This window comes from Pseudomonas sp. NPDC087336 (genome assembly GCF_044744285.1).
Lineage (GTDB): Bacteria > Pseudomonadota > Gammaproteobacteria > Pseudomonadales > Pseudomonadaceae > Aquipseudomonas.
This window is the reverse complement of sequence record NZ_JBIUYA010000001.1, coordinates 197,099-211,189: the sequence shown is the minus strand read 5'-3', so window position 1 is coordinate 211,189 and position 14,091 is coordinate 197,099. Positions and strand designations below refer to the sequence as shown.

The window sequence follows — 14,091 nt, the reverse complement described above, 5'->3', positions numbered from 1 at the left end:
TCCCACGCTCCGCGTGGGAACGATCATCAACAAGGGCATCGTCGTTACAGGGCTTTTTCGAAGATCTTCGAATTACGCTGATAGTTGTACAGCGACGCCCGCGCCGACGGCAGGCGATCGACGCTGCTCGGCACGAAGCCGCGCTCGCGGAACCAGTGAGCCGTGCGAGTGGTGAGGACGAACAAGGTTTTCAAGCCCTGGGCCCGTGCGCGGGTTTCAATGCGCTCGAGCAGTTCATCACCGCGACCGCCATGACGGTACTCCGGGTTCACCGCCAGGCACGCCAGCTCCCCGGCATCGGAATCGGCGATCTGATACAACGCCGCACAGGCGATTATCATGCCCTCACGCTCGACCACGCTGAACTGCTCGATCTCACGCTCAAGCACTTCACGGGAGCGGCGTACCAGAATGCCCTGCTCTTCCAGCGGGCTGATCAAGTCCAGCAAGCCGCCGACGTCTTCGATGGCCGCTTCGCGCACCACCTCGAATTGCTCCTGGGCCACCAGCGTGCCGCCACCGTCACGGGTGAAGAGCTCGGTCAGCAGCGCACCGTCTTCGGCGTAGCTGACGATATGGCTGCGGGCCACGCCGCCACGGCAGGCTTCAGCAGCAGCATCCAGCAGCTCGGCCTGGTAGTTGCTGCCCAGACGTTGCAGATGTGCCGGCACCTGTTGCGGACGCAGTTCGCGTACCAGCCGGCCGTGTTCATCGATCAAGCCCAGGTCGGCGCCAAACAGCAGCAGTTTGTCTGCGCCCAGGTCAATGGCCGCGCGCGTGGCGACATCTTCACAGGCGAGGTTGAAAATTTCACCGGTCGGCGAGTAGCCCAGTGGCGACAAGAGCACGATGGAGCGCTCGTCCAGCAGGCGATTGATGCCCTTGCGGTCAACCCGACGCACTTCACCGGTGTGGTGATAGTCGACACCTTCAAGCACGCCGATAGGCCGCGCGGTCACCAGGTTGCCGCTGGCCACCCGCAGGCGCGAGCCCTGCATCGGCGACGACGCCATGTCCATGGACAGCCGTGCCTCGATGGCGATGCGCAGCTGGCCGACCGCATCGATCACGCACTCCAGGGTCGCGGCATCGGTGATGCGCATCCCGTGATGGTAGTGCGGGGTCAGGCCGCGAGCCTCAAGGCGCGCTTCGATTTGCGGGCGCGAACCATGGACCAGGACCAACCGCACGCCCAGGCTGTGCAACAACACCAGGTCATGGACGATGTTGCCGAAGTTCGGGTGCTCAACACCATCGCCGGGCAGCATGACGACAAAGGTGCAATCGCGGTGGGCGTTGATGTAGGGCGAAGCGTGACGAAGCCAATTGACGTATTCGGGCATGAACCTGGGCCTGTAATAAATAGCAGCCGAAAAAAGGGCGGAACAGAAAACACACAGCGGGCTGATGGTTATCGTCGGAACAGGCTTGGCGACACGCGCGCTCTCCTCATGAATACGGGTTGGGACACCGGCAATTTATACATCACACCTGCGTTTGGGCCGGCGTCAGGCAGTAATGTTCAATCAACTGTCGTAATAGATGCACCGTAGGCTGCAAACGTGACATTTCGAGGAATTCCCCCGGTTGGTGGGCGCAAGCGATATCGCCGGGGCCGAGCACCAGTGTTTCGCAGCCAAGTTGCTGAAGATAAGGCGCTTCGGTGCCGAATGCCACTGCTTCGGCGGCATGGCCGGTGAGCTTTTCGGCAATGCGCACCAGTTCCGCATCCTCAGCCTGCTCGAAAGGCGGCACTTCGGCGAACAGGGGCGCGTAATCGATCTTGACCTGATGCCGCTCGGCAATCGGCCTGAGCTTCTGCAAAATCTCGGCACGCAGGACCTTGGGGTCCATACCTGGCAACGGCCGCAGATCGAATTCCAGCGAACACTGCCCGCAGATGCGGTTGGGATTGTCGCCCCCATGGATGCAGCCGAAGTTCATTGTCGGCATGGGCACACTGAACTGCGGATTACGGAATTCGCGCTGCCACAACAAGCGCAGGCCGCGCAGTTCACCGATGGCATCGTGCATGGCTTCGAGCGCGCTGTGCCCCAGACGCGGGTCCGAGGAGTGGCCGCTCTGCCCGAGAATATCGATGCGTTCCATCATGATGCCTTTGTGCATGCGGATCGGCTTGAGCCCGGTCGGCTCGCCGATCACCGCCGCACGCCCCAGCGGCTTTCCTGCCTGGGCCAGCGCCCTGGCACCGGACATCGAGCTTTCTTCATCGCAGGTGGCAAGGATCAGCAGCGGCTGCTTGAACGGTTGGTCGAGCAGCGGCCTGACGGCTTCGATGGCCAGGGCGAAAAAGCCCTTCATGTCGCAACTGCCCAGGCCGACCCAGCGCCCGTCGACCTCAGTCAGCTTCAGAGGGTCGGTCTGCCACAACGCGCCATCGAACGGCACCGTATCACTGTGACCGGCCAGCACGAGCCCGCCGGGGCCACTGCCAAAACTGGCCAGCAAGTTGAATTTGCCGGGGCTGACCTGCTGGATATCACAGGCAAAGCCCAGGTCACCGAGCCAGGCGGCCAGCAGGTCGATCACCGGACGATTGGATTGATCGAGGCTTGGCTGGGTGCAACTGACGGACGGCGCAGCGATCAGCGCAGCGAACTGATCTTTCATGGACGGCAAAGGCATCGCTGACTCCAACTCCCGGATTGAAGTCCATCATAGAGCCATCCGGTGACAGGAATAAACCGTCGCAGGGCGAAGGCAGGTTGAGTCCTGTACACTGCACGGCCTTGGCAGCCACCCATTCCCCCGGCTGCGCTCCCGATCCTGGATTTTCCGGCCATGCAGAAAGAAACCGAAATCAAGCTCCGCGTCAGCCGCGAAACCCTCGCCGCCCTGCGCGAGCACCCGTTACTGAAAAAACGCAACAAAAGTGGCTGGGAACGCCGTGAGTTGATGAATCAATATTTCGACACCCCGGAGCGTGACCTGGCCCGGGCCAAAGTCGCCCTGCGCCTGCGCAAGGATGGCGAAGAAGTGATTCAGACCCTCAAAACCCGCGGCCAAAGCGTCGCTGGCCTGTCCGTACGTAACGAGTACGACTGGAACCTGCCCAAAGCCAAGCTCGACCTGAAAAAACTGGACGGCGAATGCTGGCCCGAAGAGCTGGCTGAGCTGGACAAGAAAACCCTGAAAGCCATCTTCACCACCGATTTCGTCCGCGAGCGCGCGGAAATCGCCTGGGGCCGTGGCAAGACCAAAGTGGTCATCGAAGCGGCACTGGACCTGGGCCACGTGGTCGTCGGCAAGCAGAAAGAAGAAATCTGCGAACTGGAACTGGAATTGCGCGAAGGCGAACCCGCCGCGCTGCTGGAACTGGCCGCCGAACTGGCTGAAAAACTGGCGCTGATGCCATGCGACATCAGCAAGGCCGAACGCGGCTATCGCCTGTACGACGCCCACAGTTACTCGCTGAGCCTGCCGGCACCCCAGATCAGCGCCGAAACGCCCTTGGACGACGCCTTCGCCGCGCTCAGCTGGCACTTGCTGGGCAGCAGCCAGCGCCTGGCCGAGCAGTATCGTTTCAATGGCCACTGGCGCCTGTTGCAGGACTGGGTCGAGAACCTGGCTGAAATGCGCGCGCTGATCAGCAGCCTTGGTCAAGCCGCACCGCGTCAGTCGACCCACGATTTGCGTGTCGCGCTCGACGCTCTGCTGGAAGACTGGCGCCCGCTGGTACAGGCCGGCCTGGACGATGAAGACGTTCGCAAAGCCGCGCCGGAGCAGTTCCTCGAAGAACTCGAAGACCCGCGTTGGGGCCTATTCTCCCTGAGCACCTCGCGCTGGTTGCTGGCCCGCACCTGGACCGCCGAGCGCAACACCCGCGGCAATCGCCAGGGCGCCGCGCAATTGGGCAGCTGGCTGCCACGCCTGCTCGGCGAAGAAGCTACCTCGCTGCAATTGCAGCGTTACCAGCAACAGCCGGAAGACCTGGCCGAACAACTGCCGCGCATCGAGCGCATCCAGGTCTGGCTGCACCACGCACGCAACGTGCTGGAGATCCCGGAAATGGATCGCCTCTACGGCGAGCTGAACAAGTTGGCGCAACTGGCCAACGAACCGATCACCGACGAAACCCTGGATGCGCGCAAGCAACAGGCGATCGCGGTGTATCAGAATCGCGCCTGGAAGATGCTCCTGCGCCTATAAGATTGCTATCGCGGGCAAGCCCGCTCCCACAGGACCGTTGGCGAACACAAAACTTGTGTACGACCGTTAATCCCTGTGGGAGCGGGCTTGCCCGCGATGAGGCCAGCAAATGCACCGCAAATCTTCAGACCGGCAAACTCGTCGTTGATTTGATCTCCGATAACGCCACGATCGAATTCACTTCCTGAATCCCCGGCACCAGCGACAGCTTCTCGAAGAAAAACCGCTCGTACGCCTCGATGTCCGCCGCGACGATCCGCAGCATGAAATCCACCGCCCCCATCAGTACATAACACTCCAGCACCTCGGGAAAACCTCGAATCGCCTCGGTGAATTCGGTGAAGTTCGAACGGCCATGGGCGTTGAGTTTTACCTGGGCAAAAATCTGCGTGTTCAAGCCGATTTTCTTGCGGTCGAGCAAGGTGACCTGGCCGCGAATGATCCCCTCCTCCTTCATCCGCTGAATCCGCCGCCAGCAGGGCGACTGCGAAAGCCCCACCTGTTCGGCGATCTGCGCGCTTGAGAGCGAAGCATCCTCCTGCAGCAAGGCGAGAATCCTGCGGTCGTAACTGTCCAGCTCGCTGCGCATAAAAAAACCTTAAAATGATAATCCTGTGAATTACACGATTCGCCAGATCTGTAATACGGCTAATCATAGATAAGAAATACCCGCCACCGAATGTAAAAATTTCTCCAATCATTCTGGAGACCGAACATGCCCTACCTGGAAGCCGTCAATACCTCGCCCACCCGTGCCGATGCCTGGAATGCCGGCAACGCCCATTGCCGCGTTCACTACCAATTGCTCGCCGAAGCCGAACCGGACCTGCTGTGCCGCGCGCTCAACCTGTTCGCCCTGCAGTTCCTGACACCGCAACAGGTGAATGTGCAGCGCCAGGACGACTTGCTGGCCATCGATGTGGTCATCGACGGATTGAGCTGGCATCGCGCCCAGGTAATTGCGGAAAAACTTCGAAACCTGATCAGCGTGTGCTCGGTCGATCTGCAAACCGCTGATTCTGCGTGGGTCGAAGCGGCACTGGCGGCGGGCTGAAAAAACCCGATACGGCTTCGTCGGGTAGTGGCCCAACAGCCTGCGGGGTCACGGCTATCCTTTGCGCACTGTTGTTCAAAAGGAGCCCGCATGTCCGTTCAAATCGCCTTTCAGGACCGCTGGCTGGACCTCAATGATGTGCTGCGCGAACTGGTCGCCCAGGGCTTTGTCAGCCAGGACTCGGCCGAACAGGCGCTCAACGCCCGACGCCGGCACGCCGCCAATGGCCAGATGCACCCGCTGGAGTTCATCGCCAGCCAACACCTGGACGACCTCAGCCGTCCCGGCAAGCACCTCGACCTTGAAAGCCTGACCCTGTGGCTGTCCCAGCAGGCCGGCCAGCCTTACCTGCGTATCGATCCGCTGAAAATCAACGTCGCGGCTGTTACCCCGCTGATGTCCTACGCCTTCGCCCAGCGCCACAAGATCCTCGCGGTGTCGGTCGATCGCGACGCGGTGACCATCGCCAGCGCCCAGCCTTACGTCACCGGCTGGGAAGCCGACCTGACCCATGTGCTGAAGCTGCCGATCAAGCGTGTGGTGGCCAACCCGGTGGACATCCAGCGTTTCAGCGTGGAGTTCTTTCGCCTGGCCAAATCGGTCAGCGGCGCGAGCAATGCCGATCAGCAGGTCAGTACCCTGGGCAACTTCGAGCAGTTGCTCAACCTCGGCGCCAGCGATCAGGAGCCCGATGCCAACGACGCGCACATCGTCAATATCGTCGACTGGCTGTTCCAGTACGCCTTCCAGCAGCGCGCCAGCGATATCCACATCGAGCCCCGGCGCGAACAGGGCACGGTGCGCTTTCGCATCGACGGCGTGCTGCACAACGTTTACCAGTTCCCGCCACAGGTAACCATGGCCATTGTCAGTCGCCTGAAAAGCCTGGGGCGAATGAACGTCGCGGAGAAACGCAAACCCCAGGACGGCCGGGTGAAAACCAAGACCCCGGATGGCGGTGAAGTCGAGTTGCGGCTCTCGACCTTGCCCACGGCCTTCGGCGAAAAAATGGTCATGCGGATCTTTGACCCGGAGGTGCTGCTCAAGGATTTCGACCAGTTGGGTTTTTCCGCGGACGACCTGCGGCGCTGGCAGGACATGACCCGCCAGCCCAATGGCATCATCCTGGTCACCGGGCCGACCGGGTCGGGCAAGACCACCACGCTCTACACCACGCTGAAAAAACTGGCAACACCCCAGGTCAACCTCTGCACCATCGAAGACCCAATAGAAATGGTCGAGCCGGCGTTCAACCAGATGCAGGTCCAGCACAACATCGACCTGACCTTTGCCGCCGGGGTCCGGGCGCTGATGCGACAAGATCCGGACATCATCATGATCGGCGAGATCCGCGACCTGGAAACCGCCGAGATGGCCATCCAGGCCGCCCTCACCGGGCACCTGGTGTTGTCGACGCTGCACACCAACGATGCGCCCAGCGCCATCAGCCGCCTGCTCGAACTCGGCGTGCCGCATTACCTGATAAAGGCCACTGTGCTCGGCGTGATGGCCCAACGCCTGGTGCGTACCCTGTGCCCATACTGCAAGGCCCCGCAAGCCCTGGGCGAGGAAGACTGGCAAACCCTGACCCGGCCCTGGCAAGCGCCGTTGCCTGGCAATGCCCAGCGCGCCATTGGCTGCCTGGAATGCCGCGATACCGGCTACCACGGTCGTGCCGGGGTGTACGAAATCATGCAACTGAGCGACGGTTTGAAGACGCTGATCAATCCCGACACCGACTTGCTGGCCGTGCGGCGCCAGGCGTTCAAGGAAGGCATGCGCAGTCTGCGACTATCAGGCGCGCAGAAAGTGGCGGCGGGTTTGACCACGATTGAGGAGGTGTTGCGGGTCACGCCACAGAGCGAGCAGAAGTAGGTGGGCCGTTATGGAACTCGATGAGGGGCGGACAATCCAACATCGCAGTTAAATCAGTGGAGTCACCCATCATGCGTTTCAAAGTTGCTGTCGCTACCATCGCCTTGTTGTCCCTGCCTGTCGGCTCGGCGATGGCTGATAGCTTTTGGCGTAACGTCCTTACCTCCGGTGCAACCACCGGTTCGACCTACCTGACGTTCAAGGATAACAAGGTGATCGTCGCTGCCCAGGACGATGCCGGCAGCTTCGTCGCCAGTGACGGCGGCATCCGCGGCCCGTACCTGGAAGCGGCAATGCAAAAAGTCCGCGCCGACAACCCGGGGCTGCAGGCCACGGATATGGAACTGGCGAATGCGATCCTGGCGAAGAACGCCGTGGCTTCGGAATAAGCCCAGGTTACCGAACAAAAAATGCCGCTCACATGAGCGGCATTTTTTATGACCTACGCAAACCCCTTGTAGGAGCTGGCTTGCCGACGAAGAGGCCCTGGCATTGAGCATCCGTGTTGACTGTTACACCGCTTTCGCTGCGATGCGGCGACCCGACAAGCCAGCTCCTACAGGGGCGTGTGTTGTTCAGCGGTACTCGTCCAACGGCACACACGCACAAAACAGGTTCCGGTCCCCATACACATTGTCCACCCGGTTCACCGCCGGCCAATACTTGTGCGCCTTGGTGTGAGCATCCGGTGTGACCGCCTGCACGATGCTGTAAGGCCGCTCCCACACGCCAGTGATGTCCGCCAGCGTATGCGGCGCTCGCTTCAACGGGTTGTCCTCGGCTGGCCAGTTGCCGTTTTGCACCTCGGTAATTTCCGCGCGGATGCTCAGCATCGCGCCGATAAAACGGTCCAGCTCTGCCTTCGACTCACTTTCAGTGGGCTCGACCATCAACGTCCCCGGCACCGGGAACGACATGGTCGGTGCATGGAAGCCATAGTCCATCAGACGCTTGGCAACGTCTTCTTCGCTGATGCCGGTCAGCGCCTTGAGGGGTCGCAGGTCGAGAATGCACTCGTGGGCCACCCGCTCGTTGCGGCCGGTGTAGAGCACTGGAAACGCGCCGGAGAGGTGCCGCGCCAGGTAATTGGCCGCCAGGATCGCCACTTCACTGGCGTCGGCCAATTGCGGCCCCATCATGGCGATGTACATCCAGCTGATCGGCAGAATGCTTGCACTGCCCCAGGGCGCTGCGCTGACCGCGCCATTCTGTGGCTGCGGCCCTTCGATAGGCACCACCGGATGATTGGCCACGAACGGCGCCAGGTGGGCGCGCACGCCAATCGGCCCCATGCCCGGCCCACCGCCACCATGGGGAATGCAGAAGGTCTTGTGCAGGTTCATGTGTGACACATCGGCGCCGATGTCCGCCGGGCGCGCGAGGCCCACCTGGGCATTGAGGTTGGCGCCGTCCATGTACACCTGGCCGCCATGGCTGTGGACAACTTCACAGATTTCGCTGATGCCTTCCTCGTACACGCCATGGGTCGACGGATACGTTGCCATCAGACAGGCCAGTTTATCCCCGGCCTGGGCGGCCTTGTCTTTCAGGTCCTCCAGATCGACGTTGCCCGCCTCGTCGCACTCGACAATCACCACGCGCATCCCGGCCATCTGTGCCGAGGCCGGGTTGGTGCCGTGGGCCGACGAAGGAATCAGGCAGATATCCCGCCCGCCCTGCTGGCGGCTCTCGTGGTATTTGCGGATCGCCAGCAGCCCGGCGTATTCGCCCTGGGCCCCGGAGTTGGGCTGCATGCAGATCGCATCGAAACCGGTAATCGCGCAGAGCCAGCGCTCCAGTTCTTCGATCATCAATGTGTAACCGAGCGCCTGCTCCCTGGGCGCAAACGGATGCAGGTTGGCGAACTGCGGCCAGGTAATCGGGATCATCTCGCTGGTGGCGTTGAGCTTCATGGTGCACGAGCCCAGCGGGATCATCGATTGGTTGAGCGCCAGATCCTTGTTTTCCAGTTGCTTGAGGTAGCGCAGCATCTCGGTTTCGCTGTGGTGGGCGTTGAACACCGGGTGGCGCAGATAGGGCGAGGTTCGCGCCAGCGTGTCGGGAATGCCGCCAGCCAGGGTTTCAGCGTCCAGCTCGTCGACGTTGAGCCCATGATCAGACCCCAGGAACAGGTCGAACAGTTTCGTTACCGTGGTTTCGTCAGAGGTTTCGTCGAGGCTCAGCCCCAATTGCCCACGCCCCAGAATGCGCAAGTTGATCTGCGCGGCCTGGGCGCTTTCGATGATCGCGGTCTGGGTGCCACCGACCTCCAGGGTCAGGGTGTCGAAGAAGTGCTGGTTGACGCGAGTAATGCCCTTGCGCTCAAGGCCTGCGGCAAGGATGCAGGTCAGCCGGTGCACGCGCTGGGCAATCCGTTTCAGCCCTTCCGGGCCGTGATAAACCGCATAGAAACTGGCGATATTGGCCAGCAGCACTTGCGCGGTGCAGATGTTCGAGTTGGCCTTTTCACGGCGGATATGCTGCTCGCGGGTTTGCAGCGCCATGCGCAGGGCAACGTTGCTGCGGGCGTCTTTTGACACGCCGATGATGCGGCCGGGAATCGCCCGCTTGTACTCGTCACGACTGGCAAAAAACGCCGCGTGAGGGCCGCCGTACCCCATGGGCACGCCGAAACGCTGGGATGAGCCGAACACCACGTCGGCGCCCAGCTCCCCCGGCGGGGTGAGCAACAGCAGGCTCAGCAGATCGGTGGCGACACACGCCAGCGCCTGCTGGGCATGCAGATGATCAATCAGCGGGCGCAAATCACGGATCTCGCCGTGGGTGTCGGGGTATTGCAGCAGCGCACCAAACACCTGGTGCTGTTTCAAGTTATCCACAGCGTCGACGATCAGTTCGAACCCGAAGCCTTCGGCGCGGGTTTGCACCACGGAAATGGTCTGCGGGTGGCAGTTTTCGTCGACGAAGAACAGATTGCTTTTCGACTTGGCGACCCGCTTGGCCAGCGCCATGGCTTCCGCCGCCGCGGTGGCTTCATCCAGCAGCGAGGCGTTGGCCAGTTCAAGGCCCGTAAGGTCGATGGTCAATTGCTGGAAATTCAACAGCGCTTCGAGCCGGCCCTGGGCGATTTCCGGTTGATAGGGTGTGTACGCGGTGTACCAGCCGGGATTTTCCAGGACGTTGCGCAGTATGACGGCCGGCGTCAGCGTGCCGTGATAGCCCATGCCGATCAGGCTGGTCCAGACCTGGTTTTGCTCGGCGTAACCGCGCAGCTTGGCCAGCGCGGCTTCTTCGTCGAGGGCCGGGGGCAGATCGAGTGGTCGGTTCAGGCGGATTCCCGGCGGTACCGTCTGCTCGATCAACTCGACCCGGCTACCGAGGCCGAGGCTGTCGAGCATCGCCTGTTGCTCGGCGGCATCTGGCCCAAGGTGGCGGCGAAGAAAGGCATTGGGGTCGCGTAACTGGCTCAAGGACGGCAACTTTGACATGACGGGCTCTCTCTTGACTGGCGCTCGGCGTCGATGCAACACGGTCAAACCAGCATAGCAGTCACTTGTAGGAGCGAGCTTGCTCGCGATGGTCGTCAACGATAACGCTGCAAGCCTGACACCCCGTGGAGTTCTCAAGTTCATCGCGAGCGAGCTCGCTCCTACAGGGGAAATTCGCCCGGTAAAAATAAAAAAGCCCCGACAAGTCGGGGCTTTGGGGTGACGCTGAAGGCTTATTCGCCGATGGCGGCCTTGTAACCCGCTGCATCAAGCAGCTTGTCCAGGTCAGCCGCGTTGCTTGGCTTGAGCTTGAAGATCCACGCGCCGTACGGGTCGGAGTTGAGCAGCTCAGGCTCACCGCTCAGAGCTTCGTTGACCGCGATCACTTCACCGGCAACCGGGGAATAGATGTCGGAAGCGGCCTTGACCGACTCCACCACACCCGACTGATCACCGGCGGCGAAGACGTTGCCGACTTCGGTCAGCTCAACGAACACCACATCACCCAGCGCTTCCTGCGCGTGATCGCTGATGCCCACGGTGACGGTACCATCGGCTTCCAGGCGAGCCCATTCGTGGCTCTCGGCAAAACGCAGGTCGGCAGGGATATTGCTCATGTTCTGTGTCCTCAGGAAAATTGTCGGCGGTCAACGCCCGCCGGAAAAGATTAGATCAAGGTTTTGCCATGGCGGACGAAGGTCGGCTTGACCACTCTGACCGGGTACCACTTGCCACGAATTTCTACTTCCGCGCGGTCGGCAGTGGCCATCGGCACGCGCGCCAGTGCAATCGACTTGCTTAGCGTAGGAGAGAAACTACCACTGGTGATCTCCCCTTCGCCAACATTGGCGATGCGGACCACTTGATGAGCGCGCAAAACCCCGCGTTCCTCAAGGACCAACCCCACCAGTTTGTGTTGTACGCCACCGCTGCGTTCTGCTTCCAGCGCCTGGCGGCCGATGAACTGGCGAGCGGCCGGTTCCCAGGCGATGCTCCAGGCCATGTTGGAGGCCAGCGGGGAAACGTCCTGGTGAATATCCTGACCGTACAGGTTCATGCCCGCCTCGACCCGCAGGGTGTCACGCGCGCCCAGGCCAATGGGAGAAATACCCGCCCCCACCAGATCGTTGAAGAACCCCGGCGCCTGCTCGGCCGGCAGAATGATTTCCAGGCCGTCTTCACCGGTGTAGCCGGTGCGTGCGATGAACCAGTCACCGTCGGGCCGGCCTTCGAAAGGCTTGAGTTTCTGGATCAATGCGCCGCGCGCCTGGCTCACCAGCTCGGCAATCTTTTGCCGGGCGTGGGGGCCCTGGATGGCCAGCATTGCCAGTTCGGAGCGCTCGTTGAGCTGCACGTCGAAACCGTCGAGATGTGCCTGCATCCACGTCAGGTCCTGATCGCGGGTAGAGGCGTTGACCACCAGACGGTAAGCGCTTTCGAGGCGATAGACGATCATGTCGTCGACGATACCGCCGCGCTCATTGAGCATGGTGCTGTACAACGCGGTACCGGGTTTGTGCAGGCGTTCGACGTCGTTGGCCAGCAAATGCTGGAGCCATGCCTTGGCCTGGGGGCCGTCGACATCGATCACGGTCATGTGGGATACATCAAAAACACCGCAATCGCGGCGCACCTGATGGTGCTCCTCGACCTGGGATCCATAATGCAGAGGCATATCCCAACCGCCAAAATCGACCATCTTCGCGCCGAGGGCGAGATGAAGGTCATACAGAGGCGTACGCTGTCCCATGGGTTTCTCCTTCCGGGCGTGGCGAAGGTGCGGACGAGTGATCGTTTGTGCGGGAACCTTGAAATAAAAGGCTTCCAGCCGTTTTCACTACCTTGTCTGTCAGACCGACCGCACCGAATGCCGCGCATTGTAGCCGCAAGGTGTAGGACTGACACCTAGCTGTTTCGATGCGCCGAACGTCGTATCAATCCGATGACCGGCAGCAGCCCGACAAAAACCAGGGTCAAGGCCGGCAAAGATGCTCTCGCCCACTCGCCTTCACTGGTCATTTCGAAGATCCGCACCGCCAGCGTGTCCCAGCCAAAGGGGCGCATCAGAAGGGTCGCGGGCATTTCCTTGAGCACATCGACGAACACCAGCAAGGCCGCGCTCAACGAGCCGGGGAGCAGTAACGGTAGATACACTTTGAAAAACAGTCGTGGCCCACTGACCCCCAGGCTACGTGCCGCTTCGGGCAAAGATGGCCGTATTCGCGCCAGACTGCTTTCCAGCGGACCGTAAGCCACGGCGATGAAGCGCACCAGATAGGCCAGCAGCAACGCCAACAGGCTGCCCAGCAACAACGGCTTGCCAGCCCCGCCGAGCCAGCCGGAGAGCGGGATTACCAGCACGCGATCCAGGTAACTGAACGCCAGCATGATCGACACCGCCAACACCGATCCGGGCAAGGCGTAGCCAAGATTGGCCAGGCTGACCCCGGCGCGGATCCCCTGGGTCGGTGCCAGCCGCCGGGCAAACGCCAGTACCAGGGCGACACTCACGGTGATCAGCGCCGCCATTGTCCCCAGGTACAAGGTGTGGATAATCAGGCCGGTGTAACGCTCATCCAGATCCAGGCGCCCGCGCTGCCAGAACCACACCACCAGCTGCAGCATTGGAATGACAAAGGCGCAGGCGAACACCAGGGCGCACCACCCCGTCGCCAGCAGCGCCTTGAGGCCGTGCAGGTGATACAACGCCTTGACCCGTGGCCGTTCGTTGCTCGCCCGGTTGGCGCCGCGGGCTCGACGCTCGCCGTACAGCACGAGCATCACCACCAGCAGCAACAGGCTGGCCAGTTGCGCGGCGGTTGAGAGGCTGAAGAACCCGTACCAGGTCTTGTAGATGGCGGTGGTGAAGGTGTCGAAGTTGAACACCGACACGGCACCGAAATCCGCCAGGGTTTCCATCAGCGCCAGGGCCACGCCAGCACCGATGGCCGGGCGCGCCATGGGCATTGCCACGCGCCAGAACGCCTGCCACGGGGATTGACCGAGCACTCGCGCCGCTTCCATCAGGCCCTTGCCTTGGGCCAGGAACGCGGTGCGGGCCAGCAGGTAAACGTAAGGATAGAAGACCAGCACCAATACCAGGATCACCCCGCCCGTGGAGCGCACACGCGGTAAACGCAGGCCGCCGCCGAACCACTCCCGCAGCAGGGTCTGCACCGGGCCGGCAAAATCCAGCAGCCCGACGAAGACGAATGCCAGCACGTAGGCCGGAATCGCAAAGGGCAGCATCAACGCCCAGTCCAGCCAACGCCGACCGGGGAATTCGCAAAGGCTGGTGAGCCAGGCCAGGCTCACCCCCAGGACCGTCACGCCAACGCCGACACCGAGTATCAAGGTCAGGGTGTTGCCCAGCAGGCGCGGCATCTGGGTCTCCCACAGGTGGGACCAGATCTGCGGGTCGATGGCTTGCCAGGACAGCAGCAGGACGCTCAGGGGCAGCAGGACCAGCGCAGCGATGGCGAAGACCAGGGGATACCAGCGGCGTTGGGCGGGGTGGGCCAAGGTATAGCTCTCAAGCAGATG

General features: G+C 61.7%; 11 protein-coding genes. 4 read left to right on the top strand and 7 right to left on the bottom strand.

Annotated features, from left to right (window positions below; all coding sequences use genetic code 11):
* Positions 1–44: 44 nt before the first annotated feature.
* Entirely contained in the window at positions 45–1,343 is a 1,299-nt protein-coding gene (gene argA, locus ACIO0C_RS00985) for an amino-acid N-acetyltransferase (RefSeq protein WP_008064942.1), read from the bottom strand.
* A 142-nt stretch (positions 1,344–1,485) separates the two neighbouring features.
* Positions 1,486–2,646 (bottom strand): acetylornithine deacetylase, encoded by a 1,161-nt coding sequence (argE, locus tag ACIO0C_RS00980; RefSeq protein WP_401306717.1) that lies wholly within the window; start codon positions 2,644–2,646, stop codon positions 1,486–1,488.
* 156 nt (positions 2,647–2,802) lie between these two features.
* Here argE and ACIO0C_RS00975 point away from each other — a divergent pair, with 156 nt between their 5' ends.
* Positions 2,803–4,170 carry an inorganic triphosphatase gene (locus ACIO0C_RS00975; RefSeq protein WP_401306715.1) on the top strand — a complete coding sequence of 456 codons (1,368 nt, stop codon included), beginning with the start codon at positions 2,803–2,805 and terminating at the stop codon, positions 4,168–4,170.
* A 124-nt stretch (positions 4,171–4,294) separates the two neighbouring features.
* On the opposite strand, the gene ACIO0C_RS00970 is transcribed toward ACIO0C_RS00975, so the two are convergent.
* A complete protein-coding gene (locus tag ACIO0C_RS00970; protein ID WP_401306712.1) occupies positions 4,295–4,759 on the bottom strand; it encodes an Lrp/AsnC family transcriptional regulator in 465 nt (154 codons plus the stop codon).
* Positions 4,760–4,885: 126 nt separating this feature from the next.
* Here ACIO0C_RS00970 and ACIO0C_RS00965 point away from each other — a divergent pair, with 126 nt between their 5' ends.
* The 3 genes from ACIO0C_RS00965 (at position 4,886) to ACIO0C_RS00955 (ending at position 7,488) form a co-directional block, all read left to right on the top strand.
* A complete protein-coding gene (locus ACIO0C_RS00965; RefSeq protein WP_401306709.1) occupies positions 4,886–5,224 on the top strand; it encodes a hypothetical protein in 339 nt (112 codons plus the stop codon).
* Between the two features lie 90 nt (positions 5,225–5,314).
* The gene (locus tag ACIO0C_RS00960; protein WP_401306706.1) at positions 5,315–7,099 is read left to right on the top strand and encodes a GspE/PulE family protein; all 1,785 of its coding nucleotides are present in this window, start codon (positions 5,315–5,317) and stop codon (positions 7,097–7,099) included.
* Positions 7,100–7,170: 71 nt separating this feature from the next.
* Positions 7,171–7,488, top strand: coding sequence for a DUF2388 domain-containing protein (locus tag ACIO0C_RS00955; protein WP_401306703.1), 318 nt, complete (start codon positions 7,171–7,173; stop codon positions 7,486–7,488).
* A gap of 186 nt (positions 7,489–7,674) precedes the next feature.
* Here ACIO0C_RS00955 and gcvP read toward each other — a convergent pair whose 3' ends face one another.
* From gcvP to ACIO0C_RS00935, 4 genes are all read right to left on the bottom strand, one after another.
* Positions 7,675–10,548: an aminomethyl-transferring glycine dehydrogenase gene (gene gcvP / locus ACIO0C_RS00950; protein ID WP_401306701.1), complete on the bottom strand. Its 2,874-nt coding sequence runs from the start codon at positions 10,546–10,548 to the stop codon at positions 7,675–7,677.
* Between the two features lie 233 nt (positions 10,549–10,781).
* On the bottom strand, positions 10,782–11,165 hold the full coding sequence (gene gcvH / locus ACIO0C_RS00945; protein ID WP_008064934.1) for a glycine cleavage system protein GcvH: 384 nt from the start codon (positions 11,163–11,165) through the stop codon (positions 10,782–10,784).
* Between the two features lie 50 nt (positions 11,166–11,215).
* The gene (gcvT, locus tag ACIO0C_RS00940; RefSeq protein WP_401306698.1) at positions 11,216–12,298 is read right to left on the bottom strand and encodes a glycine cleavage system aminomethyltransferase GcvT; all 1,083 of its coding nucleotides are present in this window, start codon (positions 12,296–12,298) and stop codon (positions 11,216–11,218) included.
* 155 nt (positions 12,299–12,453) lie between these two features.
* The gene (locus ACIO0C_RS00935) at positions 12,454–14,070 is read right to left on the bottom strand and encodes an ABC transporter permease (protein WP_401306696.1); all 1,617 of its coding nucleotides are present in this window, start codon (positions 14,068–14,070) and stop codon (positions 12,454–12,456) included.
* Between the last annotated feature and the right edge of the window lie 21 nt (positions 14,071–14,091).